This is a genomic window from Microbacterium ulmi, from assembly GCF_011759705.1.
Taxonomy (GTDB): Bacteria; Actinomycetota; Actinomycetes; order Actinomycetales; family Microbacteriaceae; genus Microbacterium; species Microbacterium ulmi.
The window spans coordinates 2,631,783-2,655,973 of the sequence record NZ_JAAOZF010000001.1 but is presented as its reverse complement, the minus strand read 5'-3'; the positions used below and the strand labels follow the sequence as shown (position 1 = coordinate 2,655,973).

General features: G+C 71.3%; 24 protein-coding genes. 5 read left to right on the top strand and 19 right to left on the bottom strand.

Annotation, left to right across the window (positions count from 1 at the left end):
- Window positions 1-15: 15 nt before the first annotated feature.
- The 6 genes from FHS08_RS12405 to infC all read right to left on the bottom strand — a co-directional run bounded on the left by FHS08_RS12405 (window position 16) and on the right by infC (window position 4,131).
- Entirely contained in the window at window positions 16-930 is a 915-nt protein-coding gene (locus tag FHS08_RS12405; RefSeq protein WP_167039388.1) for a glutamate ABC transporter substrate-binding protein, read from the bottom strand.
- A 58-nt stretch (window positions 931-988) separates the two neighbouring features.
- Window positions 989-1,780 (bottom strand): amino acid ABC transporter ATP-binding protein, encoded by a 792-nt coding sequence (locus tag FHS08_RS12400; protein ID WP_167039386.1) that lies wholly within the window; start codon window positions 1,778-1,780, stop codon window positions 989-991.
- A gap of 87 nt (window positions 1,781-1,867) precedes the next feature.
- Window positions 1,868-2,668: a TrmH family RNA methyltransferase gene (locus FHS08_RS12395; RefSeq protein ID WP_167039384.1), complete on the bottom strand. Its 801-nt coding sequence runs from the start codon at window positions 2,666-2,668 to the stop codon at window positions 1,868-1,870.
- Between the two features lie 110 nt (window positions 2,669-2,778).
- Window positions 2,779-3,159, bottom strand: a complete 381-nt coding sequence (gene rplT / locus FHS08_RS12390; protein WP_167039382.1) for a 50S ribosomal protein L20 — start codon at window positions 3,157-3,159, stop codon at window positions 2,779-2,781.
- Window positions 3,160-3,192: 33 nt separating this feature from the next.
- The gene (rpmI, locus tag FHS08_RS12385) at window positions 3,193-3,387 is read right to left on the bottom strand and encodes a 50S ribosomal protein L35 (protein ID WP_167039380.1); all 195 of its coding nucleotides are present in this window, start codon (window positions 3,385-3,387) and stop codon (window positions 3,193-3,195) included.
- Window positions 3,388-3,462: 75 nt separating this feature from the next.
- The gene (gene infC, locus FHS08_RS12380; RefSeq protein WP_167039378.1) at window positions 3,463-4,131 is read right to left on the bottom strand and encodes a translation initiation factor IF-3; all 669 of its coding nucleotides are present in this window, start codon (window positions 4,129-4,131) and stop codon (window positions 3,463-3,465) included.
- Window positions 4,132-4,371: 240 nt separating this feature from the next.
- Here infC and FHS08_RS12375 point away from each other — a divergent pair, with 240 nt between their 5' ends.
- Window positions 4,372-4,791, top strand: a complete 420-nt coding sequence (locus tag FHS08_RS12375) for a DUF1844 domain-containing protein (protein ID WP_341800396.1) — start codon at window positions 4,372-4,374, stop codon at window positions 4,789-4,791.
- A 127-nt stretch (window positions 4,792-4,918) separates the two neighbouring features.
- Here the strand turns inward: FHS08_RS12375 and FHS08_RS12370 are convergent, their stop codons facing one another.
- The 6 genes from FHS08_RS12370 to FHS08_RS12345 form a co-directional block, all read right to left on the bottom strand.
- Complete coding sequence (locus tag FHS08_RS12370; protein WP_167039376.1) at window positions 4,919-5,695, bottom strand: SseB family protein; 777 nt, start codon at window positions 5,693-5,695, stop codon at window positions 4,919-4,921.
- The gene (gene priA / locus FHS08_RS12365) at window positions 5,679-6,425 is read right to left on the bottom strand and encodes a bifunctional 1-(5-phosphoribosyl)-5-((5-phosphoribosylamino)methylideneamino)imidazole-4-carboxamide isomerase/phosphoribosylanthranilate isomerase PriA (RefSeq protein ID WP_167039374.1); all 747 of its coding nucleotides are present in this window, start codon (window positions 6,423-6,425) and stop codon (window positions 5,679-5,681) included. Before priA ends, FHS08_RS12370 begins: the two co-directional genes overlap by 17 nt.
- A gap of 76 nt (window positions 6,426-6,501) precedes the next feature.
- Window positions 6,502-7,152 carry an imidazole glycerol phosphate synthase subunit HisH gene (gene hisH / locus FHS08_RS12360; protein ID WP_167039372.1) on the bottom strand — a complete coding sequence of 217 codons (651 nt, stop codon included), beginning with the start codon at window positions 7,150-7,152 and terminating at the stop codon, window positions 6,502-6,504.
- Window positions 7,149-7,751 carry an imidazoleglycerol-phosphate dehydratase HisB gene (hisB, locus tag FHS08_RS12355; RefSeq protein WP_167039370.1) on the bottom strand — a complete coding sequence of 201 codons (603 nt, stop codon included), beginning with the start codon at window positions 7,749-7,751 and terminating at the stop codon, window positions 7,149-7,151. The genes hisH and hisB overlap by 4 nt, the downstream gene beginning before the upstream one ends.
- Window positions 7,748-8,830 (bottom strand): histidinol-phosphate transaminase, encoded by a 1,083-nt coding sequence (locus FHS08_RS12350; protein ID WP_424960800.1) that lies wholly within the window; start codon window positions 8,828-8,830, stop codon window positions 7,748-7,750. The genes hisB and FHS08_RS12350 overlap by 4 nt, the downstream gene beginning before the upstream one ends.
- Window positions 8,831-8,877: 47 nt before the next feature.
- Window positions 8,878-9,240, bottom strand: a complete 363-nt coding sequence (locus tag FHS08_RS12345; protein ID WP_167039367.1) for a LysM peptidoglycan-binding domain-containing protein — start codon at window positions 9,238-9,240, stop codon at window positions 8,878-8,880.
- Window positions 9,241-9,530: 290 nt separating this feature from the next.
- On the opposite strand from FHS08_RS12345, the gene lexA reads away from it, so the two are divergent.
- Together lexA and FHS08_RS12335 are read left to right on the top strand one after the other, a co-directional pair.
- Window positions 9,531-10,220, top strand: coding sequence for a transcriptional repressor LexA (lexA, locus tag FHS08_RS12340; RefSeq protein WP_167039366.1), 690 nt, complete (start codon window positions 9,531-9,533; stop codon window positions 10,218-10,220).
- Window positions 10,221-10,283: 63 nt separating this feature from the next.
- On the top strand, window positions 10,284-11,681 hold the full coding sequence (locus FHS08_RS12335; RefSeq protein ID WP_167039365.1) for a hypothetical protein: 1,398 nt from the start codon (window positions 10,284-10,286) through the stop codon (window positions 11,679-11,681).
- Between the two features lie 7 nt (window positions 11,682-11,688).
- Here the strand turns inward: FHS08_RS12335 and metE are convergent, their stop codons facing one another.
- Together metE and FHS08_RS12325 are read right to left on the bottom strand one after the other, a co-directional pair.
- Window positions 11,689-14,010 carry a 5-methyltetrahydropteroyltriglutamate--homocysteine S-methyltransferase gene (gene metE / locus FHS08_RS12330; RefSeq protein ID WP_167039364.1) on the bottom strand — a complete coding sequence of 774 codons (2,322 nt, stop codon included), beginning with the start codon at window positions 14,008-14,010 and terminating at the stop codon, window positions 11,689-11,691.
- Window positions 14,007-14,978, bottom strand: a complete 972-nt coding sequence (locus FHS08_RS12325) for a methylenetetrahydrofolate reductase (RefSeq protein WP_167039363.1) — start codon at window positions 14,976-14,978, stop codon at window positions 14,007-14,009. Before FHS08_RS12325 ends, metE begins: the two co-directional genes overlap by 4 nt.
- 304 nt (window positions 14,979-15,282) lie before the next feature.
- On the opposite strand from FHS08_RS12325, the gene FHS08_RS12320 reads away from it, so the two are divergent.
- Window positions 15,283-17,190, top strand: a complete 1,908-nt coding sequence (locus tag FHS08_RS12320; RefSeq protein ID WP_167039362.1) for a prolyl oligopeptidase family serine peptidase — start codon at window positions 15,283-15,285, stop codon at window positions 17,188-17,190.
- A gap of 25 nt (window positions 17,191-17,215) precedes the next feature.
- Here FHS08_RS12320 and hflX read toward each other — a convergent pair whose 3' ends face one another.
- Window positions 17,216-18,733, bottom strand: coding sequence for a GTPase HflX (hflX, locus tag FHS08_RS12315; RefSeq protein ID WP_167039361.1), 1,518 nt, complete (start codon window positions 18,731-18,733; stop codon window positions 17,216-17,218).
- A 91-nt stretch (window positions 18,734-18,824) separates the two neighbouring features.
- On the opposite strand from hflX, the gene FHS08_RS12310 reads away from it, so the two are divergent.
- Window positions 18,825-19,466 carry a class I SAM-dependent methyltransferase gene (locus FHS08_RS12310; protein ID WP_167039360.1) on the top strand — a complete coding sequence of 214 codons (642 nt, stop codon included), beginning with the start codon at window positions 18,825-18,827 and terminating at the stop codon, window positions 19,464-19,466.
- Window positions 19,467-19,544: 78 nt separating this feature from the next.
- Here the strand turns inward: FHS08_RS12310 and dapF are convergent, their stop codons facing one another.
- The 4 genes from dapF to miaB all read right to left on the bottom strand — a co-directional run bounded on the left by dapF (window position 19,545) and on the right by miaB (window position 23,868).
- On the bottom strand, window positions 19,545-20,402 hold the full coding sequence (gene dapF / locus FHS08_RS12305; RefSeq protein WP_167039359.1) for a diaminopimelate epimerase: 858 nt from the start codon (window positions 20,400-20,402) through the stop codon (window positions 19,545-19,547).
- A gap of 57 nt (window positions 20,403-20,459) precedes the next feature.
- Window positions 20,460-20,885, bottom strand: coding sequence for a GNAT family acetyltransferase (locus tag FHS08_RS12300; RefSeq protein ID WP_341800395.1), 426 nt, complete (start codon window positions 20,883-20,885; stop codon window positions 20,460-20,462).
- A complete protein-coding gene (gene miaA / locus FHS08_RS12295; RefSeq protein WP_167039357.1) occupies window positions 20,882-21,796 on the bottom strand; it encodes a tRNA (adenosine(37)-N6)-dimethylallyltransferase MiaA in 915 nt (304 codons plus the stop codon). The genes FHS08_RS12300 and miaA overlap by 4 nt, the downstream gene beginning before the upstream one ends.
- 524 nt (window positions 21,797-22,320) lie before the next feature.
- The gene (gene miaB, locus FHS08_RS12290) at window positions 22,321-23,868 is read right to left on the bottom strand and encodes a tRNA (N6-isopentenyl adenosine(37)-C2)-methylthiotransferase MiaB (protein WP_167039880.1); all 1,548 of its coding nucleotides are present in this window, start codon (window positions 23,866-23,868) and stop codon (window positions 22,321-22,323) included.
- Between the last annotated feature and the right edge of the window lie 323 nt (window positions 23,869-24,191).

The following is a 24,191-nucleotide window of genomic DNA, read 5'->3' as shown; positions in this document are numbered from 1 at the left end:
CGGCGCGTCCGTGCATCAGTCGATCGGATCGACGTCGGGCTGCTCGCCCGAGATGCCGGCGGGAGCGAGGTGCAGATCGAACAGCGCCTGCCAGACGTCGCCGCCGTCGGTGAACAGCGTGTTGATGTGCTCCTGCAGCACGGTGTCGCCCTTCGCGAGGCCGACGCCGTAGCGCTCCTCGCTGAACGGCTCTCCGGCGATCTTCAGCTCGTCGGGTCGCTGCGCTACGTAGCCGGCGAGGATCGCCTCGTCGGTCGTGATCGCGTCCACCGAGCCGGCGAGGAGCTGCTCGACGCACTGCGAGTACGTGTCGTACTCGACGGTGTCGCCAGGATTGAACTCATCGCGGATGCGTTGCAGCGGCGTCGACCCGGTCACCGAGCAGACGATCTTGCCTGCGAGGTCCTCGGGTCCGTTGATGTCCGTGTTGTCGGCCGCGACGAGCAGACCTTGACCCGTGATGAAGTACGGGCCCGCGAAGCTGATCTGCTCCTTGCGCTTGTCGGTGATCGAGTAGGTGCCGACGTAGTAGTCGATGTCTCCGTTCACGATCGCCTGCTCGCGGTTCGCGGAGGGGATCGTCTGGTACTCGATCTGGTCCTCCGCGAAGCCGAGCGATGCCGCGATCCACCGCGCGATGTCGACGTCGAAGCCCGTGCGCTCGCCGGTCGTCGCGTCCTCGTAGCCGAGCCCTGGCTGATCGTTCTTGACGCCGACGATCACACTGCCACGTTCGCTGATGTTGTCGAACGTCGGGCTGCCTTCGAGCGAGAAGTCGGTGGCGACTTCCCAGAGAGCAGCATCGCCGTCGCCCGCGTCGCCCGTGGCGCCCGTGTCACCCGTTCCGCCGGGCGTGCCCGTGTTGCATGCGGTGAGTGCGAGTGCCGCGATCGCGATGCCCGCGAGCGTTGCGATCCGTGTCCTGCGCATGTGTGCCTCCTGGTTTCGTATCGATCTGCTTCCGCCGCGCCGGTGCAGGCGCGGAGGTCTAGTGGGTGATGAGCTTCGAGAGGAAGTCCTTCGCGCGCGCCGACTTCGCGTTCGTGAAGAACTCCTCGGGCGTCGCCTCCTCGACGATCTGCCCGTCCGCCATGAACACGACGCGATCCGCCGCCTTGCGAGCAAAGCCCATCTCATGAGTCACGACGATCATCGTCATGCCGTCCTGCGCGAGCCCGACCATGACATCCAGCACCTCATTGATCATCTCGGGATCCAACGCGCTGGTCGGCTCGTCGAACAGCATGACCTTGGGCTGCATCGCGAGAGCGCGCGCGATCGCGACGCGCTGCTGCTGGCCGCCGGAGAGCTGCGCGGGAAGCTTGGACGCCTGCTGACCCACCCCGACGCGGTCGAGGAGCTGTCGCGCAAGGGCTTCGGCATCCGCTCTCTTCATGCCCTTGACCTTGATGGGGCCCAGCGTCACGTTCTCGAGAATGGTGAGATGGGCGAAGAGATTGAACGACTGGAAGACCATCCCCACATCGGCCCGGAGTGCAGCAAGGGCCTTCCCCTCCTGGGGGAGCTCCTTGCCGTCGATCGAGATCGTGCCGCTCGTGATCGTCTCCAGGCGGTTGATGGTACGGCACAACGTCGACTTGCCCGATCCCGAAGGACCGATGACGACGACGACCTCGCCTCTGTTGACGGTGAGGTCTATGTCCTTGAGCGCCTGGAAGTCGCCGTAGTGCTTCTGCACTTCGCTGATCACGACGAGCGGATCGCCCCGGCGGACGTTGATGTTCGAGGTCTTCGGCGCCGAAGCATCGGGTGTCGTCATATCCGCACCCTATGAGTGCCCTCGGCGGCCTGCCAGAGGTTTGGCCGCACGGTTACGCAGTTGTGACCGGCCCGAAACGTGCCGGATTCAGGATGCCGCGCGCTGCGCGAACGCGCTCTCGTACAGGCACACGCTCGCCGCCGTCGCGAGGTTGAGCGACTCGGCCGAGCCGTAGATCGGGAGCCGCAGCGACACGTCGGCGTGCGAGAGCGCGTCCTCGTCGAGACCGCGCGCCTCGTTGCCGAAGAGCCACGCCGTCGGGTCGGCGAGCAGATGCCGCGACGCGAGGAAGTCGTCGCCCCCGACGTCGGCGGCGATGACGCGCAGCCCCGCCGCGTGCGCGCGCTCGACGGTCGACGCCAGGTCGACGCCGACGGCGACGGCGAGGTGGAAGAGAGACCCCGTCGTCGCGCGCACGACCTTGGGGTTGTACGGATCGACGGTGCGGCCCGTGAGGATCACGGCGTCGGCGCCCGCGGCATCCGCGGCCCTGATGATCGTGCCGAGGTTGCCGGGATCGCGCACCTCCTCGCAGATCGCGACGAGACGCGGCGACGCGGCGAAGACGTCGCGGACGGAGGTCGGCGACTGCCGCGCGACGGCGACGATGCCCTGCGGCGTCACGGTGTCGGCCATCGCGTCGAGCACGGCCTCCGTCGTGAACTGCACGCTCACGCCCGCGGCCTTCGCCGCATCACGCACGTCGACGTGCCGCTCCATCGCCGTCGGGGTCGCGTACAGCTCGACGAGGGTCTCGGGGCGGTACGCGAGCGCCTCACGGGCGGCCTGCGGACCCTCCAGGAGGAAGAGCCCGGTCTCCTGGCGCGCGCTGCGCTTGGTCAGCTTCGCGACGGCGCGCACGCGCGGCGAACGCGGGTTCTCGAGCACGGTCTCATCCTAGAGGGCGGTCCCGTGCGAACCGGTATCCACGGGGTGGCCAGACGGGGAAAGGGCGCCCTCCGCGAGGAGGACGCCCTTTCGAGCACGGATGCCGAGACTTACGCCTTGGGGGCGTTGACGTTCTCGGGAAGCGCCTTCTTCGCCGTCTCGACCAGCGACGCGAAGGTCGCGGGCTCGTTCACGGCGAGGTCGGCCAGGATGCGGCGGTCGACCTGGACGCCCGCGAGGCCGAGACCCTGGATGAGGCGGTTGTACGTGAGGCCGTTCTGGCGGCTCGCGGCGTTGATGCGCTGGATCCACAGGCGGCGGAAGTCGCCCTTGCGCTTGCGACGGTCGCGGTACGCGTAGACGAGCGAGTGGGTGACCTGCTCCTTCGCCTTGCGGTACAGACGCGAACGCTGGCCACGGTAACCCGAGGCGCGCTCGAGGATGACGCGACGCTTCTTGTGGGCGTTGACGGCCCGCTTGACTCTAGCCATTTCGTTTGGTTCCTATTCGTGCGTCGGCGCGCGTCAGCGGCCGAGGAGCTTCTTCGCGACCTTGGCGTCGCCCTTGGCGAGGACCTGGTCCTGCGACAGGCGGCGCGTGCGCTTGGTGGGCTTGCCCTCGAAGTTGTGACGCAGGTTCGCCTGCTGCTTCATGAGCTTGCCCGTGCCGGTGATCTTGAAGCGCTTCTTGGCACCCGAGTGGGTCTTCTGCTTCGGCATTTCTCTTCCTTCGTTGTGCTTCCCGCGCGGGCGGGAGTCGTGATCCCGCGCGGTGCGGGAGTCTGTGGGGCGGCCCTACTCGGCCGCAGCCGCGTCGGCGTCGGGAGCGGAGCCCGGTGCGCTGCCTGCGCGGGCCGTGCGAGCGGCCTCCTTGTTGGCGGCGCGCTGGGCGTTCTGCTCCGTCTTGACCTCGGACTTGTTCTTGTGCGGTGCGATCACCATGACCATGTTGCGACCGTCGATCGTCGGATTCGACTCGACCGTGCCGAACTCGGCGACATCCTCTGCGAACTTGCGGAGGAGCCGGACACCCTGCTCGGGACGCGACTGCTCGCGACCGCGGAAGAGGATCATCGCCTTGACCTTGTCGCCCGACTGGAGGAAGCCCTCTGCACGCTTGAGCTTGGTCGTGTAGTCGTGAGCCTCGATCTTCAGACGGAAGCGGACCTCCTTGAGGACCGTGTTCGCCTGGTTGCGGCGGGCTTCCTTGGCCTTCTGCGCGGCCTCGTACTTGAACTTCCCGTAGTCCATGATCTTGACGACGGGCGGCTTCGAGTTGGGGGCCACCTCGACGAGGTCGAGATCTGCCTCCTGCGCCAGACGCAGAGCCACCTCGATGCGGACGACGCCGACCTGCTCGCCTGCAGGACCGACGAGTCGGACCTCGGGAACGCGGATGCGGTCGTTGGTGCGGGGATCGCTGATGCGGAACTCCTCTTTCGTGCGGGTGGGGGTCCGCGACACGGGTGTGTCACGGGCGGAAGAGTCTCACGGTCCACCCGGCACGACGCGGAAGCGCCGGCTCATTCTCTGCACCCTGTTCCCTGCGCCGATTCCGACGTAGGACTACCCCGGCCGCTGCGCGGTCGGGGCGGAGTGCGTGACCCGGTAGCCTGGAACGGCAAGCGCGGGTGGGATGTGATCCTCTTTCGCATCCGGAGCGGAACGTTCCGGAGCCCGGCAAAGTCTATCAGAGAGAGCGGCGTGAACACGATTCAGGGCGGCGAAGACGAGCTGGCGACGAACCACGAGGCCCAGGATGCCGAGCGCCGGGCGCGCTGGGAGGCGCAGGAGCAGGCTGCGGCATCCGCCTCTCGCGACATCGCGGACGTGCCGGCCGTCGAGGTCATCACGACGGCCGCCGTCCACCTCCTCAGCGCCGCGGCGGTCAAGGTCGGCCTCGCAGACGACCCCGCCGCGCAGACCGACCTCGACGAGGCGCGCAAGCTCATCAACGCCCTCGCGGGCCTCATCACGGCCGGTGCGCCCGAGATCAGCGACATGCACGCGCGATCGCTGCGCGACGGGCTGCGCTCCGTGCAGCTCGCGTTCCGCGAGGCGTCCGTCATCCCCGACCCGATCGGCAAAGGGCCGGGCGAGAAGTGGACGGGGCCGGTCACCTGACTCCTGGTGGGGCGCTCCGCCCCCCGGGATGCCGAGACCGCCTGTCCCCGACTGCGGACGTCAGTCCAGGTCGGCCAGGTTCATGCCCGCGGCGTCCGATGGAGACGAGTCGCGAGCGGCGCGCTGTTCACACCCCGGCGCGGCGGAGCTTGACGGTCAGGGAGTCGACCAGGACCGCGATGCGGTCGTCGGCGGCCCAGCGCTTCGCGAGACGCGAGAGCACGGCATCGAGCTCGGCCTGATCCAGACCGGGCATGAGCTCGAGAACGACGACGAGCTCCGGACCGCGCAGGCGACCCGCCGGATCGCCGGGGGCCACTGCGAGGTCGAGCACCGCGAGCTCTCCCCCGACGCTCTGCTGCAGCCCGGCATAGACGTCGGGCGACGCGTAGCTCGGCTCCCACGGCTGACCCTGCGCGATCGCCCACACGGCGGGGCGCCGCAGGACGAACTCGGTCTCCGAGCCCGGGTCGACGACGATGAGATCCGTGTCGTCGTCGGCGGCGGCCAGAGCCGTCCTGACGCCGTCTGCGGGAACGGGGCGGGCCGCGGCATCCCACCGCGCGAGGGCGGCGACGGAGGTGAACACCGGCAGCACGCGACGTCCGTCCGGTGCCGCGACCGTCACGATCGACAGCTCCTGGGTCTTGTCGACCTCGAGCCCGTGCTCCCCGACGCCGTGGTCGCCCTTCTCGGCGACGAGCGGGATCAGCAGCCGCGCCGAGCGGTAGGCGTCGACGATCGCGACCTGGTCACCGGATCCCGCGTGGAACGCCGTGAGCGCCGAGAGCAGCGGACCGTCGGCGGTGCCGTCGTCGCCCGCATGCGGATTGGGCTCGAACCGGCGGCCCTCCCAGGGGATGCCGGCCGAGTCGCCTCCGTGCGGGTCAGTGCCCTGCGACATCCAGCGCCTCGGCCAGCGTGAACGCGCCGGCGTACAGCGCCTTGCCGACGATCGCGCCCTCGACGCCGAGCGGGACGAGCTCGCGCAGGGCGGCGATGTCGTCGAGACTCGAGATCCCGCCGGACGCGACGACGGGCTTCGGCGTGCGGGCGGTCATCTCGCGGAGCAGGTCGAGGTTCGGCCCCTGCAGGGTGCCGTCCTTCGTGACGTCGGTGACGACATAGCGCGCACAGCCCGCCGTCTCGAGCCTGTCGAGCACGGCCCACAGGTCGCCGCCTTCACGCGTCCAGCCGCGGGCCGCGAGGGTGGTGCCGCGGACGTCCAGGCCCACGGCGATGACGTCGCCGTAGCGCCCGATGACGTCGGACGCCCACTCGGGGTTCTCGAGGGCCGCAGTGCCGAGGTTGATGCGCGCGGCGCCGGACTCGAGCGCCGCCTCGAGCGTCTCGTCGTCGCGGATGCCGCCGGACACCTCGACCTGCACTCCCTTGACCTGCTTGATGACCTTGCGCAGGATCGACGTGTTGCTGCCGCGTCCGAACGCCGCGTCGAGGTCGACGAGGTGGATCCACTCCGCGCCCTGACGCGCCCAGTCGACCGCGGCGTCGACGGGGTCGCCGTAGTTGGTCTCGGAGCCTGCCTCGCCCTGCGTGAGGCGCACCGCCCCGCCGCCCGCCACGTCGACGGCGGGCAGAAGGGTCAATGTGGGCGTGGACGCGAAATCGTTCATGGCTCCCTGGTTCGCTTCACGGGATGGATGTCTGCCGGAGGCTCAGCCGCACGGGGCGAGCGCGAGAGGCACGAGTTCAGAGGGTAGCCCCGCCGAGCCCGTCGATCCAATTCGCCAGAAGGCGGATGCCGGCATCCCCGGACTTCTCGGGATGGAACTGGGTCGCCGACAGGGGCCCGTTCTCGACCGCCGCGAGGAACGGCTGCCCATAGGTGCACCACGTCAGCACGGGCTGCGGGAACGGCGGCTGCACGTCGAGCAGCCACTGCCGCGCGCCGAAGGAGTGGACGAAGTAGAAGCGCTCGTCCTCGAGCCCGCGGAACAGGCGCGACCCCTCCCCCGGGTCGACGGTGTTCCAGCCCATGTGCGGCAGCACGGGGGCGTCGAGCTCCGTCACGACGCCGGGCCACTCGCCCATTCCCTCCGTGTCGACACCGCGCTCGACGCCGCGGTCGAACAGCACCTGCATTCCGACGCAGATGCCCAGAACGGGGCGGCCGCCCGCCAGCCGGCGCTCGATGAGCTCGTCGCCGCGGATCGCGCGAAGCGCCTCCATGACCGCGCGGAATGCGCCGACCCCGGGGACCACGAGCCCGTCGGCCTCCATGACGAGAGCGCGGTCGGACGTGAGCCGTGCGTCGGCTCCCGCCGCGTCGAGAGCCTTGACGGCGGAATGGACGTTGCCCGAGCCGTAGTCGAGCACGGCGACGAGGGGCCGGCTCGTCACAGGGCGCCCTTCGTGCTCGGGATGCCCTCCACGTGCGGGTCGATCGCCTTCGCCTGGCGGAACGCACGCGCGAACGCCTTGTACTCGGCCTCTGCGATGTGATGCGGGTCGCGGCCGCCGAGGACCGTGACGTGCACCGTCAGCCCCGCGTTGAACGCGATCGCCTCGAACGTGTGACGCACGAGCGATCCCGTGAAATGGCCGCCGATGAGGTGGTGCTCGTAGCCGGCGGGCTCGCCCGTGTGCACGAGATACGGACGGCCCGAGATGTCGACGACGGCCTGCGCGAGAGCCTCGTCGAGCGGCACGAGCGCGTCGCCGTAGCGCGAGATCCCCGCCTTGTCGCCGAGGGCCTCGCGGATCGCCTGGCCGAGCACGATCGCGACGTCCTCGACCGTGTGGTGCGCGTCGATGTCGGTGTCGCCCGACGCGCGCACCGTCAGATCGGTCAGCGAGTGCTTCGCGAACGCCGTCAGGAGGTGGTCGTAGAACGGCACCGTCGTGTCGATGCGGCTGCGGCCCGTCCCGTCCAGGTCGAGCTCGAGCTCGACGGTCGACTCGCTCGTGGCACGACGGAGGGACGCGGTACGGGCGCTCATGCCGCCGAGTCTATCGACGCGAGTGCTTCGAGGAACGCGGTCGTCTCGTCCTCCGTGCCCGCCGTCACGCGCAGGTGGTGCGGGATGCCGACGTCGCGGATGAGGATGCCGCGGTCGTACAGCTGCTGCCACGTCTCGGCCGGATCGCCGACGCCGCCGAAGAGCACGAAGTTCGTCCACGACTCGTGAGGCTCGTAGCCGAGAGCGTCGAGGGTCGCGGCGAGGCGGTCGCGCTGCGCGACGATCTCGTCGACCATGCCGAGCATGACGGGCGCGTGCCGCAGCGCGGCGGATGCCGCCGCCTGCGTGAGCGCGCTCAGGTGATACGGCAGCCGCACGAGCCGCAGGGCGTCGATGAGCGCAGGATCGGCCGCGAGGTAGCCGACGCGGGCGCCTGCGAACGCGAAGGCCTTGCTCATGGTGCGCGACACGACGAGCCTCTCGCGACCGGGGAGCAGCGTCAGCGCGGACCGCTCGTCGCGCGGCGCGAACTCGAAATAGGCCTCGTCGACGACGACGATGCCGTCGGTCGCGTCGTACACGGCTGCGATGACGTCGAGGCCGAGGGGCGTGCCCGTGGGGTTGTTCGGAGCACAGAGGAACACGACGTCGGGTGCGGCATCCGCCACCTGCTGGGCCGCGCCCGCGGGCGTCAGCGTGTAGTCGTGGGCACGCGTGCCCGCGACCCACGCGGCACCCGTCCCGCGGGTCAGGAGCGGATACATCGAGTAGGTCGGACCGAACCCGAAGGCGGTGCGGCCCGGACCCGCGAACGCCTGCAGAACGTGCTGGAGCACCTCGTTGGAGCCGTTCGCGGCCCAGATCTGGTCGCGGGTCAGACCGTGGCCGAGGTACTCGGCGAATCCCTCGCGCAGCTCGGTGAACTCGCGGTCGGGATAGCGATTGACATCGCGCAGGGCGAGGGAGATGGAGTCGAGGATGTCGTCCGCGACCTCGCCCGGGACGGGGTGGGTGTTCTCGTTGACGTTGAGCGCGACGGGCAGAGGCGCCTGCGGAGCGCCGTACGGCTTCTGTCCTCGGAGGTCGGAACGGAGGGGCAAGTCGTCGAGACTGGTCACCCGTCCCATGCTAGGACGCTGGACCCGGGGAATCGGCCGGGAGACGCTCAGTGCGCCGGCGCGTACGCGGCGGGGATCGCGAGCTCCTGACCGGGCGTGAGCGTCACGCCACCGAGCGCGTTGAGCCGCACGAAGGCGTCGACGACGTCACGCGGATCGGCGTCGGGCGCCACGTCTTGCGCGATCGACCACAGCGAGTCGCCTTCGAGGACCGTGACCGTCTCGAACGACGACGCCGGCACGGCGTCGCGAGCCGCCATCGCCGCCCCGCCGCCGATGATCGCGAGCGCCAGCGCGACGACGGCGGGGAGCGCGGCGAGCGCCGCGAGCAGCCGTCGTCCGCGCTGGGTCAGTCGCAGCCGGGTGGCGGTGCGGGCTCCGCCTGGGGCGCTGAGGGCGATCGCGGTCATGACTCCTCCTGGGTCGGGTCTGTGAAGCAGCCGGGGAGAGCTTCGGATCCACCCCTCGGCCGGGAGGAGAGGACCCGAAGCTCTCTTCCGAAGCTATCTTCGATAGTGTTGTGTGTCAAGCACGACATCGAGGTCGGATCCTTCGAACGCGACACGCGCAGAGCCTCCGTGCGTATCGCCGCGCATCCGGATACGGTTTCGATAGGAGCACCCCACCACGGGCCTCCGACATTCGAAGAACACTGCACGTGACGAGACACCGCCCTCACGGCGAGACGGGAGCTGGGCGCATGACCGACGAGACGGGGCGCGACAGGCAGGAGAAGCCATCGACCCGCCGCCGGCGGAGCCTGAGCGACAAGCAGCTGGCGATCCTCGAGGTCATCCAGCGCTCGATCGCGCGTCACGGCTACCCGCCGAGCATGCGCGAGATCGGCGATGCCGTCGGGCTCAAGTCGCTCTCGAGCGTGACTCACCAGCTCAATCAGCTCGAGCTCAGCGGCTACCTCCGCCGTGACGCGGGCAAGACCCGTGCCATGGAGGTTCTCATCGACCTCCCCGGCATGTCGACGGAGAACCCCGCCGACTCCGCGCCGTCCGTCGGCGATGCGGCCCTCGTCCCCCTCGTGGGGCGCATCGCTGCCGGCATCCCGATCACGGCGGAGCAGCAGGTCGAGGAGATCTTCCCGCTCCCCCGCCAGCTCGTCGGGAAGGGCGATCTGTTCATGCTCAAGATCGCGGGAGAGTCGATGATCGACGCGGCGATCTGCGATGGCGACTGGGTCGTCGTGCGGTCGCAGGCGGATGCCGAGAACGGCGACATCGTCGCGGCGATGCTCGACGGCGAGGCGACGGTCAAGACGTTCCGGCGCCGCGACGGGCACACGTGGCTGCTTCCCCGGAACTCGGCCTACGAGCCGATCCTGGGCGACGAGGCGACGGTTCTGGGCAGAGTCGTCGCGGTCCTGCGCGCCGTCTGACGACGATCACCCGCCGCGGGTGAGTCTCTCGCCCACGGCGCCGGCCAGGTCCACAATGTCGGAATGACGGATGCGACGAAGGATCACGTCGAAGCGCTCGCTGCGCGAGTGCGCGCGCTCGAGGCCGAGAACGCCCGATTGGCGGGGGTCGTCGAGCCCGTCCCGTCTCCGATTGCGGGCCGCTGGCGCGCCGTCGCCTCCGCGATCTGCATCGTGCTGGCATCGATCCTCGTCCCCGTCTCGATCGTCGGCGCATGGGCGCGGGTGCAGCTCGTCGATGAGGACGCGTTCGTCCGCACTCTCGCGCCGCTCGTCGACGAGGCCGCGGTGCAGGACCTCGTCATCGACGAGACCGTCGCCGCGATCTCCGAGCAGGCCGACTTCGCACAGCTGACCGACGACGTCTTCGACGGGATAGGCGAGCTCGGGCTCGGCCCGCGGGCGAGCGCCGCGCTCGACCTTCTCCGTCAGCCCGCCGCGCAGGGCCTGGAGAACCTCGTCGCGCAGGCGATCGGCAACATCGTGCGCTCGGACGCGTTCTCCGACGTATGGGCCACGGCCGTGCGCGGAGCCCATCGCGCGCTCACTGTCGCAGCCACCTCGGACGGCGGCGGCATCGTCGTGCGGACCCCGGACGGCGTCGGCATCCGTCTCGGCCCCATCGTCGATCGCGCGAAGTCGAACCTCGTCGACCGGGGGGTCGGGATCGCGAACCTCATCCCGAGCGTCGATCGCACCGTGATCGTCGGATCGGGCGAGAACCTGTCGCTCATCCGCACGGCGTACGCGCTCGCGGCGACTCTCGGCTGGTGGCTCCCGGTCATCGCGCTCGCACTCTTCGCGCTCGGCATCCTCCTCGCGCGGCGTCGCAGCGTCGCGATCCTCGGCACGGGGATCGGACTGGCCGCAGGCGGCGCGTCGCTGGGCATCGCGCTGTCCATCGGCTCGACCGCCGTCGGCATCGTCGCGACGCAGACCGACCTGTCGCCGTCGGCACTGGACGTGATCTATCGCCAGCTCGTCGAGTCGATGATCCACACGGCATGGGTCACCGCTCTGTTCGGGGTCTTCGTCGCCGTCATCGGCTGGCTCATGGGCCGATCGACTCCGGCCGTGCGCACGCGCACGGCCGTCCACTCGCTCAACGCGTCGGCGCGGCGCTCGCTCGCCGCGCGTGGGCTCGACACGGGCGGATTCGGCGCCTGGCTCGGCGCCCGTTGCGTGCTCGTCCGCACGATCGTCGCTGTCCTCGCCATCCTGTGGATCTTCGCGCTGCGGCCGCTGTCGCTCGGCGACGTCCTGCTCGTCCTCGTCGTCGCGATCGCCGTCGCCTGGATCCTGGAACTGCTCCAGAAGCGCTCCGCCGACGACGAGACGACGGGTCCGTCGATGCCCGACGGGGAGGACGCGACGGATGCCTCGGCCGGCGACTCTCGAGAGCCGGCGGCCGAGGCATCCTGAGTCGTCGCTAGGCGCGGACGCCCACCTTCTCGCGCACGGCCAGCGTCGCCGCGACGATGTTGCGCAGCGACGCCACGGTCTCGTCGTAGCCGCGGGTCTTCAGCCCGCAGTCGGGATTGACCCACACCTGTCGCAGCGGCAGCTCGGTCGCGGCGCGCTCCAGGAGCTCACCGATCTCGTCGACCGACGGCACGCGCGGCGAATGGATGTCGTACACACCCGGGCCGATGCCGTGCGAGAAGCCCGAGTCCGCGACGTCGGCGATCACCTCGCCCCGGCTGCGGGCGGCCTCGATCGAGGTGACGTCGGCGTCGAGCGCGGCGATCGCGTCGATCACGACGGCGAACTCCGAGTAGCAGAGGTGCGTGTGCAGCTGCGTCGCATCCCGGGCTCCTGCCGTCGCCAGGCGGAACGAGCCGACCGACCAGTCGAGGTATGCCGGCTGAGCGGCCTTCTTGAGCGGGAGGAGCTCGCGCAGCGCGGGCTCGTCGACCTGGATGATCCGGATGCCGGCCTCCTCGAGGTCGGCGATCTCGTCTCGCAGCGCGAGTGCGACCTGGTTCGCCGTCTCGCCGAGGGGCTGGTCGTCGCGGACGAACGACCAGGCCAGGATCGTGACGGGTCCCGTCAGCATCCCCTTGACGTGCTTGTCGGACAGCGACTGCGCGTACGCCGACCATGCGACCGTCATGGGAGCCGGACGCGACACGTCGCCCCACAGGATGGAGGGCCTCGTCGCCCGCGAGCCGTACGACTGCACCCAGCCGTGCTGCGTCACGGCGAAGCCGTCGAGCAGCTCGGCGAAGTACTGCACCATGTCGTTGCGCTCCGCCTCGCCGTGCACGAGCACGTCGAGGTCGAGGTCCTCCTGCAGGCGCACGACCCGCTGGATCTCGGCGCGCAGGAACCCGTCGTACTCGTCGGCCGTCAGCTCCCCCCGGCCGAAGCGCGCGCGGGCGCGGCGGATGTCACCGGTCTGCGGGAACGATCCGATCGTGGTCGTGGGCAGCACGGGGAGCCCGAGCGCGTCCTGCGCCGCGACCCGGGCGTCGTAGTCGCTCCGGTCGAAGTCCCCCGCCGTGAGACCCGCCGCGCGGGCGCGCACGGCCGCGTCGCGCACCCCCGGCGCCGACCGGCGTTCGGCGAGCGCGGCCGATGCCGCTGCCACCTCAGGCTCGATCGCATCGCGCCCCTCGACGAGGCCGCGCGCGAGGGCCACGACCTGCCTGACCTTCTGGTCGGCGAAGGCGAGCCACGAGACCAGTCGCGGGTCCAGCCCCGCCTCGTCGTCGACGTCGTGCGGCACGTGCTGCAGCGACGTCGAGGTGCCGGCCGCGACCGACTTCGCGCCGATGCCCCGCAGCTCCTCGAGCCGGTCCCATGCGCCGCCGAGGTCGCCGCGCCAGATGTTGCGGCCGTCGACGACGCCTCCGACGAGGGTCTTGCCCTCGAGCCCTTCCGCCCCTGCGGGCACCGAGCCACGATGGACGTCGATCGCGATCGCCTCGACGGGAGCCGCGGCCAGAGCGGCCCACGCCTCCGCCGACAGCTGCGCGTAGCCGGCGGCCACGAGGATCGCCGGACGGCGGGGTGCGTCGCCGAGGACCGCGTACGCGCGGGATGCCGCGTCCGCCAGCGCGGCCGGAGGCGCCGACAGGCTCTCGCTCACGAGAGCAGGCTCGTCGAGCTGAACCCACTCGGCGCCCGCGGCGGTCAGCGACGCGAGCAGCTCGGCGTACACGGGCAGCAGGTCGTCGAGGCGGCTCAGCGGATCGAACCCGGCGGGCGCGGCATCCGTCGCCTTCGCGAGAGCGAGGAGCGTGACGGGCCCGACGACGACGGGGCGCACGGTGACGCCGTCAGCCTTCGCCTCGGCGACCAGGCGCGCGAAGCGGTCGCTCGAGAGCGAGAACTGCGTCTCGGGGCCGATCTCGGGCACGAGGTAGTGGTAGTTCGTGTCGAACCACTTCGTCATCTCCAGCGGGGCGCCCGTCTCGTCGCCCCGCGCGGCCGCGAAGTATGCCGCCAGAGGAATGGACCCGTCCGCGGCGCGCAGCGGCGCGAAGCGCTCGGGCAGCGCCCCCACCGTCAGCGCCGCGTCGAGCACCTGGTCGTAGTACGAGAACGACTCGGGGATCGACGAGTCGTCGCGACCGAGCCCCAGCGCGGCGAGGCGCTCGCGCGTCGCACGGCGCAGGTCGGCCGCCGTCCTCTCGAGAGCGGCCTCGTCGAGCGCGCCCGACCAATGCGCCTCCACGGCGCGCTTGAGCTCGCGGCGGCGCCCGATGCGGGGGTAGCCGAGGATCGTTCCAGCGGGGAAGTCGGTCATCGTACGGGCTCCTTGCAGTCGTGGTCGATGAGCACGCCGGCCTCGCGCAGCGTCGCGAGGACGGTCTCATGGTTGTTGAAGGCGTAGAGATGGATGCCGGGCGCGCCGCCTGCGAGGACGTCGCGTGCGAGCGCCGCGGCGTGCGCCACTCCGACCTCGCGCCGCCCCTCGCCGGTGGGCTCGACCTCGAGCGCGACCGAGAGCTCGACGGGCAGCTCCTCCCCGCTGAGCTCGAGCACGCGCCGAAGCCGCGCGGGCGACGTGATCGGCATGATGCCGGGGAGGATCGGGATCGTGACTCCCGCGTCGCGGGCACGACACACGAACCCGAGATAGTCGTCGGCGTGGAAGAACAGCTGAGTGATCGCGAACGTCGCGCCCGCGGCCTGCTTCGCGAGCAGGGCGTCGATGTCCTCCCGCGGATGCCGGGACCTCGGATGCCCGTTGGGGAATGCGGCGACCGCGATCTCGGCCTTCCTGGGGCGGCCGAGGCGCGCCGCCCCGGGGACGCCGGGGATCGCCGCCTCCGTGTAGGGCGCGCGTTCGGCCTGCACGCGGTGGATGAGCTGCACGAGATGTGCCGCGCTCTCGAGGTCGCCGAGATCGACGTCGTCCTCGTCGACCCCGGCGGGCGGGTCTCCGCGGAGGGCGAGGAAGCTCTCGATGCCGGCATCGAGGAACTCCCGGATGAGCGCCGTCGCACCCTCGTAGCGGTTGCCCACGCACGTGAGGTGCGCGAGCGGCGGCACGTCGGTCTCGCGCAGGATGTGCGTCAGCACCTCGAGCGAGCGTCCGCCGGTGGACCCTCCCGCGCCGAAGGTCACGGAGATGAACTGCGGACGCGCGGCCGCGAGGTGACCGATCGTCTCGCAGAGGGCGGGCAGCCCGGCATCCGTTCTCGGCGGGTGGATCTCGAACGAGAACGGGACGGCCGAGGCGGTCGGCGAGGTGCTCGCAGCTGTCGACATGGGCGTGCTCTCGGTGGGAACGGACAGGAGGCCGGTTGGCCGCGGAAGCGTGCACACCCCGCCCTGGGGAAAGGGTGCACGTGCATCGCGGGCGGGTGCCGGGCTCGGCTGTCGCTCCAGGCCCTCGAAGGGCCGACGATGCGACCAGGCTAGCCGTCGACCTGCGCGGCCGGTGTCGTATGACGATCTGTTGCGCCCGACGGCCGCCCCGACTGCCGCCCGGACGGTCGCCCGAGCACCGTCCCGACGGCCTCTCGCGCAGCGGTCCCTCACGACGGCGCGCCGCCCGGCGTAGCGTGGGATCGTGACCGACACCCTCCCCTACGGCTCGTGGCCCTCCCCCCTCACCGCGGACGCCGTGTCGGCCGCCGCTCCCCGCATCGACGGCGCGTGCTTCGTCGCAGCCGACGTGTGGTGGGCCGAGACCGTCCCCGAGGAGGGCGGCCGCACCGCGGTGCGCCGGCGCGCGGCATCCGGCGACATCGTCGACGTCCTCCCCGCGCCGTGGAGCGCCCGCTCGCGCGTGCACGAGTACGGCGGCGGCTCGTGGGCCGCGACGGACGACGCCGTGCTCCTGTTCGTCGAGAAGAACGATCAGCGGGTGTGGATGCTGCGCCCCGGCGGGGAGCCCGAGCCCCTCACGCCCGCAGACGAAGGCATGCGGTTCGGCGGGCTGACGTGGCAGCATGGCCGGCTGTTCGCCGTCCGCGAGACCCACTCCGATAGGCCGGTCCCGCACCGCGACCTCGTCGAGATCGCGCTCGACGGCACGCTGACGTCCCTCGTCGGCGACAGCGACTTCCTCGCGCAGCCCGCGCTGTCGCCTGACGGGCGCCTGCTCGCCTGGATCGCGTGGGACCACCCCGCGATGCCGTGGGACCGTTCCGAGCTGCGGATCGGACGCCTCGAGGACGGCATCGTCGCGGAGTGGTGCGCCGTCGCGGGAGGAGCCTCGTCCCCCGTCCAGCCGACCTGGATCGGCGAGGACGACCTCGTCTTCGCCGACGACCCGACGGGACGGTGGAACCTCTGGCGGCTGCACCTGTCCGCGGACCTCGAGCACGAGCCCGTCGCGCCGGCGGACGCCGACACGGGCGGCCCCCTCTGGGTGCTCGGAACCCGCTGGTACCGAGTGCTCCACGACGGCCGCATCGTCGCGATCCGCACGAACGGATCCGACGAGCTCGTGCTGATCGACCAGGCTGTCGGCGGCGCGCGGCCGATCGCCGTGCCCTCGACGGCATCCACCGTCGTCGAAGACGCGCACGGCTCGACCGTGCTCGTCTCGGGATCGGGTCCTGACGCGCCCAGCGGACTGTGGCTGATCGACGTGGACCGCCCTGATCTCGTCGAGACGATCCGCGGCGGCTCGGCACCGTGGGGCGACGAATGGATGCCGCGCCCCCGCGCCGTCACGGTGGACGGCCCTCACGGGCCCGTCCACGCCTTCGCCTACCCGCCTGCGAACCCCGCCGTGTCAGCGCCGGACGGCGAGCTGCCGCCCTACGTCGTCTTCGTCCACGGCGGGCCGACGAGCCATGTCGGGGGCGCGGCATCCGCGAAGATCGCGTACTTCACGAGCCGAGGCATCGGCGTTCTCGACGTGAACTACGGCGGATCGACCGGCTACGGCCGCGCGTACCGCGAGCGCCTGCACGGCATGTGGGGCGTCGTCGACGTCGACGACGTCGCGGCGGCGGCTCGAGGCCTCGCCGACGCGGGTCTCGCGGATGCTGCGCGCCTCGCGATCGAGGGCGGCTCGGCGGGCGGCTGGACCGTGCTGGCGGCCCTCGTCGACACCGACGTGTTCGCGGCGGGGATCTCCCGCTACGGCGTCGGGGACGCACGTGCCCTCGCCCACGACTCGCACGACTTCGAGTCGCGGTACCTGGACGGCCTCATCGGGCCGCTCCCGTCGGCGGAGCCGCTGTACATCGCCCGGTCTCCCTTGAGCCGCGCCGAGCGCTTCCGCGTTCCCGTCCTCCTGCTGCAGGGGGACGAGGACGTCGTCGTGCCGCCCGCGCAAGCAGAGGCCATCCGGGACGCCCTCGCCGCGAACGGCGTGCCGCACGCGTACGTCCTCTACGAGGGCGAGGGCCACGGCTTCCGCCGCAAGGAGACCGTGGTCGACGCGCTCGAGAAGGAGTACGCGTTCCTCGGCTCGGTCTTCGGGTTCGAGACTCCCGGCGTGCCGCCCATCGACCTCTCGTGAGCCCGCCGCCGCGAACGCTTCGGGCCTATCGGCTGTAGGGCGCGAGCTCGGCCGCGAGTCGCTCCGAGACGTACGCGTGCAGCTGGGTCCCGTCGGCCCCGTGCTCCTGCGACACGATGTGGCCCGTCTCGTGCGCTGCCGAGACGAGGTCGCCGCGATCGTACGGCACGACCGCCCGCACCTCGACGGCGGGCAGCGGCAGCGCCTCCTCGATCGCGGCCCGCAGCTCGTCAACGCCCTCGCCGGTGCGCGACGACACGAACAGCGCGCCGGGCGCGAGCCCCCGCAGGAGCAGTCGCGCGTCCTCGTCGACGAGATCGGCCTTGTTGAACACGACGATCTCGCGCGTGTCGCGCGCGCCGACGTCGCCGATGACGTCACGGACGGTCTTCAGCTGGGCCGCGGGGTCGGGGTGCGATCCGTCGACGACATGCAGGATGACGTCGGCGTCGCCGACCTCCTCGAGCGTCGAGCGGAATGCCTCGACGAGCTGATGCGGCAGGTTGCGGACGAACCCGACGGTGTCGGTGAGCGTGTACACGCGGCCGTCGGTCGTCACCGACCGGCGGACCGTGGCGTCCAGCGTCGCGAACAGTGCGTTCTCGACGAGCACGCCGGCGCGAGTGAGCCTGTTGAGCAGGCTCGACTTGCCGGCATTGGTGTAGCCGGCGATCGCGACGGACGGGATCGTGTTTCGCTTGCGCTCCGCCCGCTTCGCGTCGCGCGCAGGCGTGAAGTCGCGGATCTGCTTGCGCAGCAGCGCCATCTTCGTGCGGATGCGACGGCGGTCGAGCTCGATCTTGGTCTCACCCGGTCCGCGCGATCCCATCCCCGCACCGCCCGCGCCGACCTGGCCACCGGCCTGGCGCGACATCGAGTCGCCCCAGCCGCGCAGGCGCGGGAGGAGGTACTCGAGCTGCGCGAGCTCGACCTGCGCCTTGCCCTCGCGGGACTTCGCGTGCTGGCTGAAGATGTCGAGGATCACGGTCGTGCGGTCGATGACCTTGACCTTCACGACATCCTCGAGCGCACGCCGCTGGCTGGGCGCGAGCTCCGTGTCGGCGATGACGGTGTCGGCGCCGACGGATGCGACGATGTCGCGCAGCTCCTCTGCTTTGCCGCGGCCGACGTAGGTCGCCGGGTCGGGGTGCGGGCGTCGCTGCAGCACGCCGTCGAGGACGACGGCGCCGGCGGTCTCGGCGAGCGCGGAGAGCTCACGCAGCGAGTTCTCGGCATCCTCCTGCGATCCCTGCGGGTGCACGCCCACGAGCACGACGTTCTCGAGGCGCAGCTGCCGGTACTCGACCTCGGTGACGTCCTCGAGCTCGGTCGAGAGCCCGGGCACGCGGCGCAGCGCTGCGCGCTCCTCGCGGTCCCACTGCTCGCCGTCGGAATCGCCCCGCGAGACGGTGGTCTCGTCCTGCAGCGCCTGCGCCGCCCCGAACACGCGGACACCCGAGTGCGCCGCGGCGCGGGCGAGCACGCGATCGACGGGGTCGACCGTCGTCTCGTCGGTGCTCTGGGGTGTCGTGGTATCCGTCATGTCTTCCTTTCTGGGCGGCGTCCGCACAATCGCGGGCCATCCGTGAACTCTAGCCTCCCCGTCTGGGAGGTCCTCCGCTACGCTCGTCCGCATGGGGAGCGACCACTACTTCACCGCATCCCCCGCAAGTCCCGAGAATCTGCGCCGCATCCGAGTCCGGCTCGCCGACCAGGACGTCGAGGTGACGACGGCGGGCGGCGTGTTCAGCCCCGACCACATCGACTCGGGAACGTCCGTGCTCCTCGCGAACACGCCCCCTCCGCCGCCGGGCGGGCATCTGCTCGACCTCGGCTCCGGATGGGGGCCCATCGCGCTGTCACTCGCTCTCGAGGCGCCTCACGCCACGGTCTGGGCGGTCGACGTCAACGAACGCGCCCTCGACCTCGTGCGACGCAACGCGGAGTCCCTCGGCCTCACGAATGTCAACGCGTCGCTGCCGGAGGATGTTCCCGACGACGTGACGTTCCGCACGATCCGCTCCAACCCGCCGATCCGCGTCGGGAAGAGCGAGCTGCACGGGCTGCTCGAGCGATGGATCCCGCGACTCGACGAGCGCTCGGACGCCTGGCTCGTCGTCCAGCGCAACCTCGGCGCCGACTCGCTGCAGCGATGGCTCGCCGCGGCCCTTGCCGACGCCTTCAGCGTGCACCGCGCCGCGACGGGCCGCGGCTTCCGCGTCCTCAAGGTGCGCCGGCACGGCACGCCACGGACCGACGCGATCGAGATCGCCTGACGCACGGAGCATCGCCCTGCCGCCATCGAACGGCTCGCGTCGTCGAACAGCGCGCTCGACGGCGTGCACCTGCGGGCGTCAGGCCAGCGCGACCTGCCCCGAGTAGACGAGGGCCGCCGGCCCCGACAGGAAGACGTGCCCGTCGACCATGCGCACGCCGAGGACTCCGCCCGGCACCTCGACCGACCAGCGGTCGGGTGCCGCGGCTCCCGCCCAGTGCCGCACGGCGATCGCGGCGGCGGCGACGCCCGTCCCGCAGCTCAGGGTCTCGCCGACACCCCGCTCGAAGACGCGCATGCGGATCGATCCGACTCCGCCGCGCACGAGCGGATCCGCCGGGACGACGAACTCGACGTTCGCCCCGTGCGCGGGCACGGGATCGAGGATGGGCTGCGCCGTCAGGTCGAGCGCGTCGAGCACCGAGTCGGCGGGGAGGGCGACCACGACGTGCGGGTTGCCGACGTCGACTCCGACGCCGGGGCGGGAGACGCCGAGACCCTTCGCGCGGACCAGCGTGTCGGTCCCGTCGATGCGGAACACGCCGAGGTCGACCTCGAGTCCGAGATCGCTGCGCGTGAGGGTCTTCGTCCCCGCCCGCGTGCCGATGAGGATCGTCTCTCCGTCCGCGAGCTGCGCCAGTCCCGCGTCGAGGAGGTATCGCACGTACACCCGGATGCCGTTGCCGCACATCTCGGCCTTCGACCCGTCGGCGTTGCGGTAGTCCATGAACCACTCGGCGTCGGCCGTCGCCGCGCCCTCCGGCAGTGCCGAGGAGCGCACGACACGCAGGATGCCGTCCCCACCGATGCCGAATCTCCGGTCGCACAGGGCCGCGACCTGGTCGTCGCTGAGGTCGAGCGCGCCGTCGGGATCGGCGACGATCACGAAGTCGTTCCCCGTCCCGTGGCCCTTCGTGAAGGGGACTGTCTGCGGCATCCGTCCAGTCTAGAGTCGGGGCGCGACGCGGAAGCCGAGGAGCTCCCTCACCGCGCCTCAGCCGTCCGCGATGAGCCGCTTTCCCGTCGCCCAGGTCTCGAACGGCTCGTACCCGAGCGCGTCGTAGAAGCCGCGCGCACCCTCGTTGCCCGGACGAACCATGAGCTGCACCTTCGGGCACCCGAGGGCGAGCAGGCGCCGCTCCGCCTCGGCGACGAGCGCGCGGGCGATCCCCTCCCTGCGGCGCTCGGGCGCCGCGGCGAGGTAGTAGAGCCACCCGCGGTGACCGTCGTACCCCGCCATGACCGAGCCGACGACGGCTCCCCCGGCGGTCGCGACGAGGAAGAGCTCGGGCTGCACCGACAGCTTTCGCTCGATGTCCTTGCGCGGGTCGTTCCACGGACGCGTGAGCCCCGTCGCATGCCACAGAGCGACGACCTCGTCGGTGTCGGACGGGCGGAACGGGCGGATGTCGGTGGTCACCCGATCGAGTCTGCCAGGGCAGCGGCATCCGCCCCCGGCCCGACCCATCGGATGCCGCTGTAGCGCCTGAACCACGACACCTGCCGACGTGCGTAGCGCCGCGTGAGCGCCCGCGTCTCGGCGATCGCGTCGGCTTCGCTCAGGTCTCCCGCGAGCTGTGCGAGCGCCTGCGCATACCCGATGGCGCGGCGCGCCGTGATGCCGGACTCGAGGCCCTGTCGTCGCAGCCGCGCGACCTCGTCGAGCAGCCCCTCACGCCACATGCCCTCGGCCCGCGCATCGAGACGCAGCACGAGCTCGTCACGCGGAACATGGACGCCGATGACCCGCGTCGGCGTGTGCCACAGCGCCGGCTCGTCGGGAAGCACGGCGCCGTGCGTCTGCGATCCCTGCGCGAGCACCTCGAGGGCCCGCACGATCCTGCGCCCGTTGCGCGGGTCGACCCGCTCCGCCGTCGCGGGATCGAGATCGCGCAGCCGCGCGTACAGCGCGCCGGCGCCCTGCTGCTCGAGCTCGGCCTCGAGGGCGGCCCGCACCTGCGGGTCACGGGGCGGGAAGCGGAAGTCGTACAGCACGCTCGACACGTAGAGCCCGGATCCGCCGACGAGGATCGCGTCGGCGCCGCGATGGTGGATCGCGCGGATCGCGGAGCGCGCGGCATCCTGATACCAGGCGACGGCCGCGTCGTCGGTCACGTCGAGCACGTCGAAGAGGTGGTGAGGGATGCCGCGCCGCGCCGTCTCTGGCAGCTTCGCGGTGCCGATGTCCATGCCGCGATACAGCTGCATGGCGTCGGCGTTGACGACCTCGGCCGGCCGGCCGCGCCGCGCGAGGGCCTCGGCGAGGTCGAGCGAGAGGGCCGTCTTGCCCGTGCCGGTCGCGCCGACGATCGCCCACAGCGCGGGGGTCATCCTCCGCTCCCCGGGTACGCACAGCGCGCCGCCAGGCGGTGCCCGCGACCCCGCGTCCGCGGCTGTTCCGTGCAACCACGCCCCGCGCCATCCCGCGTCCGCGGCTGTTCCGTGCCACCGCGCCACACGCGACCCCGCGTCCGCGGCTGTTCCGTGCCACCGCGCCACACGCGACCCCGCGTCCGCGGCTGTTCCGTGCAACCACGCCACACGCGATCCCGCGTCTGCGGCTGTTCCGTGCAACCACGCCCCGCGCGACCCCACGTCCGCGGCTGTTCCGTGCAACCGCGCCACATCGAACTGCCGCAGTTGCACAGAACAGCCGCACGAGCGTTGACGACGCGCAACGACCGGCCACCGATCCGGGGCGGGCGCGCGTCACCGCCGCGGGGACGCGCAGCCCCCCAGCAATCGCCGAAGCGTGCGGCCGCACGCGCGCCGGGGAGACGCACGGACGCGCGGTGCATCGCGGGGACCGCTGCACGACGACGACCGCGCACGGGCCGTTCAGGCGCCATCCTGCCCTACACGCCGATGCGCAGCGTCGGGAGCCCGAGCGAGACCGCGCGCGGACCGCCCGGCTCGGCGGGCGACGGAACGGCGCACGATTCGGCGAGCGACCGGTCCCACGCGTCGCCCGCGCGGGTGCGGCGGATGCGCAGCGGCGCACCGTCCGCCACGTCGGCGAGCAGATGGAAGGGCGCCGCGTGCGTCACGACGACGCTCACGACGTCGCCGGGACGCGGCACGGGCGAACCGGCGGGCACCTCGAAGTGCACGAGTCTGCTGTCCTCCGCACGGCCGGTCAGGCGGTGGGTCTCAGCATCCTTCTTGCCTTCGCCGGTCGAGACCAGCACCTCGAGCAACCGGCCGAGCTGGCGCTGGTTCTCCTCGAGCGAGATCCGCTCCTGGAGCGCGATGAGGCGCTCGTAGCGCTCCTGCACGACCGCCTTCGGCACCTGGTCGGGCATCGTCGCGGCGGGCGTGCCCTCGCGGATCGAGTACTGGAACGTGAAGGCGCTCGCGAAGCGGGCCCGCTCGACGACGCGCATCGTGTCTTCGAAGTCCTCGTCGGTCTCGCCGGGGAAGCCCACGATGATGTCGGTCGAGATCGCGGCATCCGGCATCTTCGCGCGCACGCGATCCAGGATGCCGAGGAACCTCTCGCTGCGGTACGAGCGGCGCATAGCCTTCAGGATCCGGTCGGAGCCGGACTGCAGCGGCATGTGCAGCTGCGGCATGACGGCGGCTGTCTCGGCCATCGCATCGATGACGTCGTCGGTGAACGCGGCCGGATGCGGACTGGTGAAGCGGATGCGCTCGAGTCCTTCTATCTCACCCGCCGCGCGCAGGAGCTTGCCGAACGCCTGTCGGTCGCCGAACTCGACGCCGTAGCTGTTGACGTTCTGTCCGAGGAGCGTCACCTCGATCGCGCCGTCGTCGACGAGCAGGCGGATCTCGTTCAGGATGTCGCCGGGGCGACGGTCCTTCTCCTTGCCTCGCAGGCTCGGGACGATGCAGAACGTGCACGTGTTGTTGCATCCGACCGAGATCGACACCCAGCCGCTGTGGACGGCGTCGCGCTTCGTCGGCAGCGTCGAGGGGAACACCTCGAGCGACTCGAGGATCTCCAGCTCCGCCTCGCCGTTGTGACGCGCGCGCTCGAGCAGGCTCGGCAGCGACCCCATGTTGTGGGTCCCGAAGACGACGTCGACCCAGGGCGCCTTGTCGAGCACGGCCTGCTTGTCCATCTGCGCGAGGCAGCCGCCGACCGCGATCTGCATGCCGTCGTGCTTGTCTTTGCGGGACTTGAGGTGGCCGAGCGTGCCGTAGAGCTTGCCTGACGCGTTGTCGCGCACGGCGCAGGTGTTGATGACGACGACGTCGGCCTCTTCGCCCAGCTCGGCGCGCACGTAGCCGGCGCTCTCGAGCGAGCCCGAGAGTCGCTCGGAGTCGTGGACGTTCATCTGGCAGCCGAACGTGCGCACCTCGTACGTCCGCGCGCGCCCGTCGGACGAGTGCGCGGCGGGCGAGGGCGCGATGAGCGTCGGGGCGGAGGACGGAGTAGTCATGGCGGGAGCCATTCTACGGCGGCGGTCGGGGCGGATGCCGTGAACGGACGAGCAGACCGACGTGCTCGAGTGGCCGAGCGACGGGCTGCGGGCGACGCTCGGGGCGTGCACGCTGCGCGCGCTGCGGCCCGGGCTGCCGTGACGGTACGCGATCATCGCCGCCGTCGCCCAGGCGGGCGTCGTCGATATCACGGGCGGCACGCTGCATCCGCTGCTCACGTGATTCGAGCAGGCGGGTCTCGTCACGACCGAGCGGTGCCCCGGCGACGGCGGACCCGACTGCAAGCACGTCATGCTCACGCGCGCGGGAGGGTGCCGAGCTC

Bases quoted from the DNA above. Each gene is read 5' to 3' on its own strand.
- miaA (WP_167039357.1), bottom strand. From the start codon at position 21,796: ATGACCCCCGCGCTGTGGGCGATCGTCGGCGCGACCGGCACGGGCAAG.
- dapF (WP_167039359.1), bottom strand. From the start codon at position 20,402: ATGCCGCAGACAGTCCCCTTCACGAAGGGCCACGGGACGGGGAACGAC.
- hflX (WP_167039361.1), bottom strand. From the start codon at position 18,733: ATGACGGATACCACGACACCCCAGAGCACCGACGAGACGACGGTCGAC.
- lexA (WP_167039366.1), top strand. From the start codon at position 9,531: ATGACCGACGAGACGGGGCGCGACAGGCAGGAGAAGCCATCGACCCGC.
- priA (WP_167039374.1), bottom strand. From the start codon at position 6,425: ATGAACGATTTCGCGTCCACGCCCACATTGACCCTTCTGCCCGCCGTC.
- metE (WP_167039364.1), bottom strand. From the start codon at position 14,010: ATGACCGACTTCCCCGCTGGAACGATCCTCGGCTACCCCCGCATCGGG.
- FHS08_RS12325 (WP_167039363.1), bottom strand. From the start codon at position 14,978: ATGTCGACAGCTGCGAGCACCTCGCCGACCGCCTCGGCCGTCCCGTTC.
- FHS08_RS12345 (WP_167039367.1), bottom strand. From the start codon at position 9,240: ATGACCGCGATCGCCCTCAGCGCCCCAGGCGGAGCCCGCACCGCCACC.
- FHS08_RS12335 (WP_167039365.1), top strand. From the start codon at position 10,284: ATGACGGATGCGACGAAGGATCACGTCGAAGCGCTCGCTGCGCGAGTG.
- hisB (WP_167039370.1), bottom strand. From the start codon at position 7,751: ATGAGCGCCCGTACCGCGTCCCTCCGTCGTGCCACGAGCGAGTCGACC.
- FHS08_RS12370 (WP_167039376.1), bottom strand. From the start codon at position 5,695: ATGTCGCAGGGCACTGACCCGCACGGAGGCGACTCGGCCGGCATCCCC.
- FHS08_RS12405 (WP_167039388.1), bottom strand. From the start codon at position 930: ATGCGCAGGACACGGATCGCAACGCTCGCGGGCATCGCGATCGCGGCA.
- rpmI (WP_167039380.1), bottom strand. From the start codon at position 3,387: ATGCCGAAGCAGAAGACCCACTCGGGTGCCAAGAAGCGCTTCAAGATC.
- FHS08_RS12400 (WP_167039386.1), bottom strand. From the start codon at position 1,780: ATGACGACACCCGATGCTTCGGCGCCGAAGACCTCGAACATCAACGTC.
- miaB (WP_167039880.1), bottom strand. From the start codon at position 23,868: ATGACTACTCCGTCCTCCGCCCCGACGCTCATCGCGCCCTCGCCCGCC.
- rplT (WP_167039382.1), bottom strand. From the start codon at position 3,159: ATGGCTAGAGTCAAGCGGGCCGTCAACGCCCACAAGAAGCGTCGCGTC.
- FHS08_RS12310 (WP_167039360.1), top strand. From the start codon at position 18,825: ATGGGGAGCGACCACTACTTCACCGCATCCCCCGCAAGTCCCGAGAAT.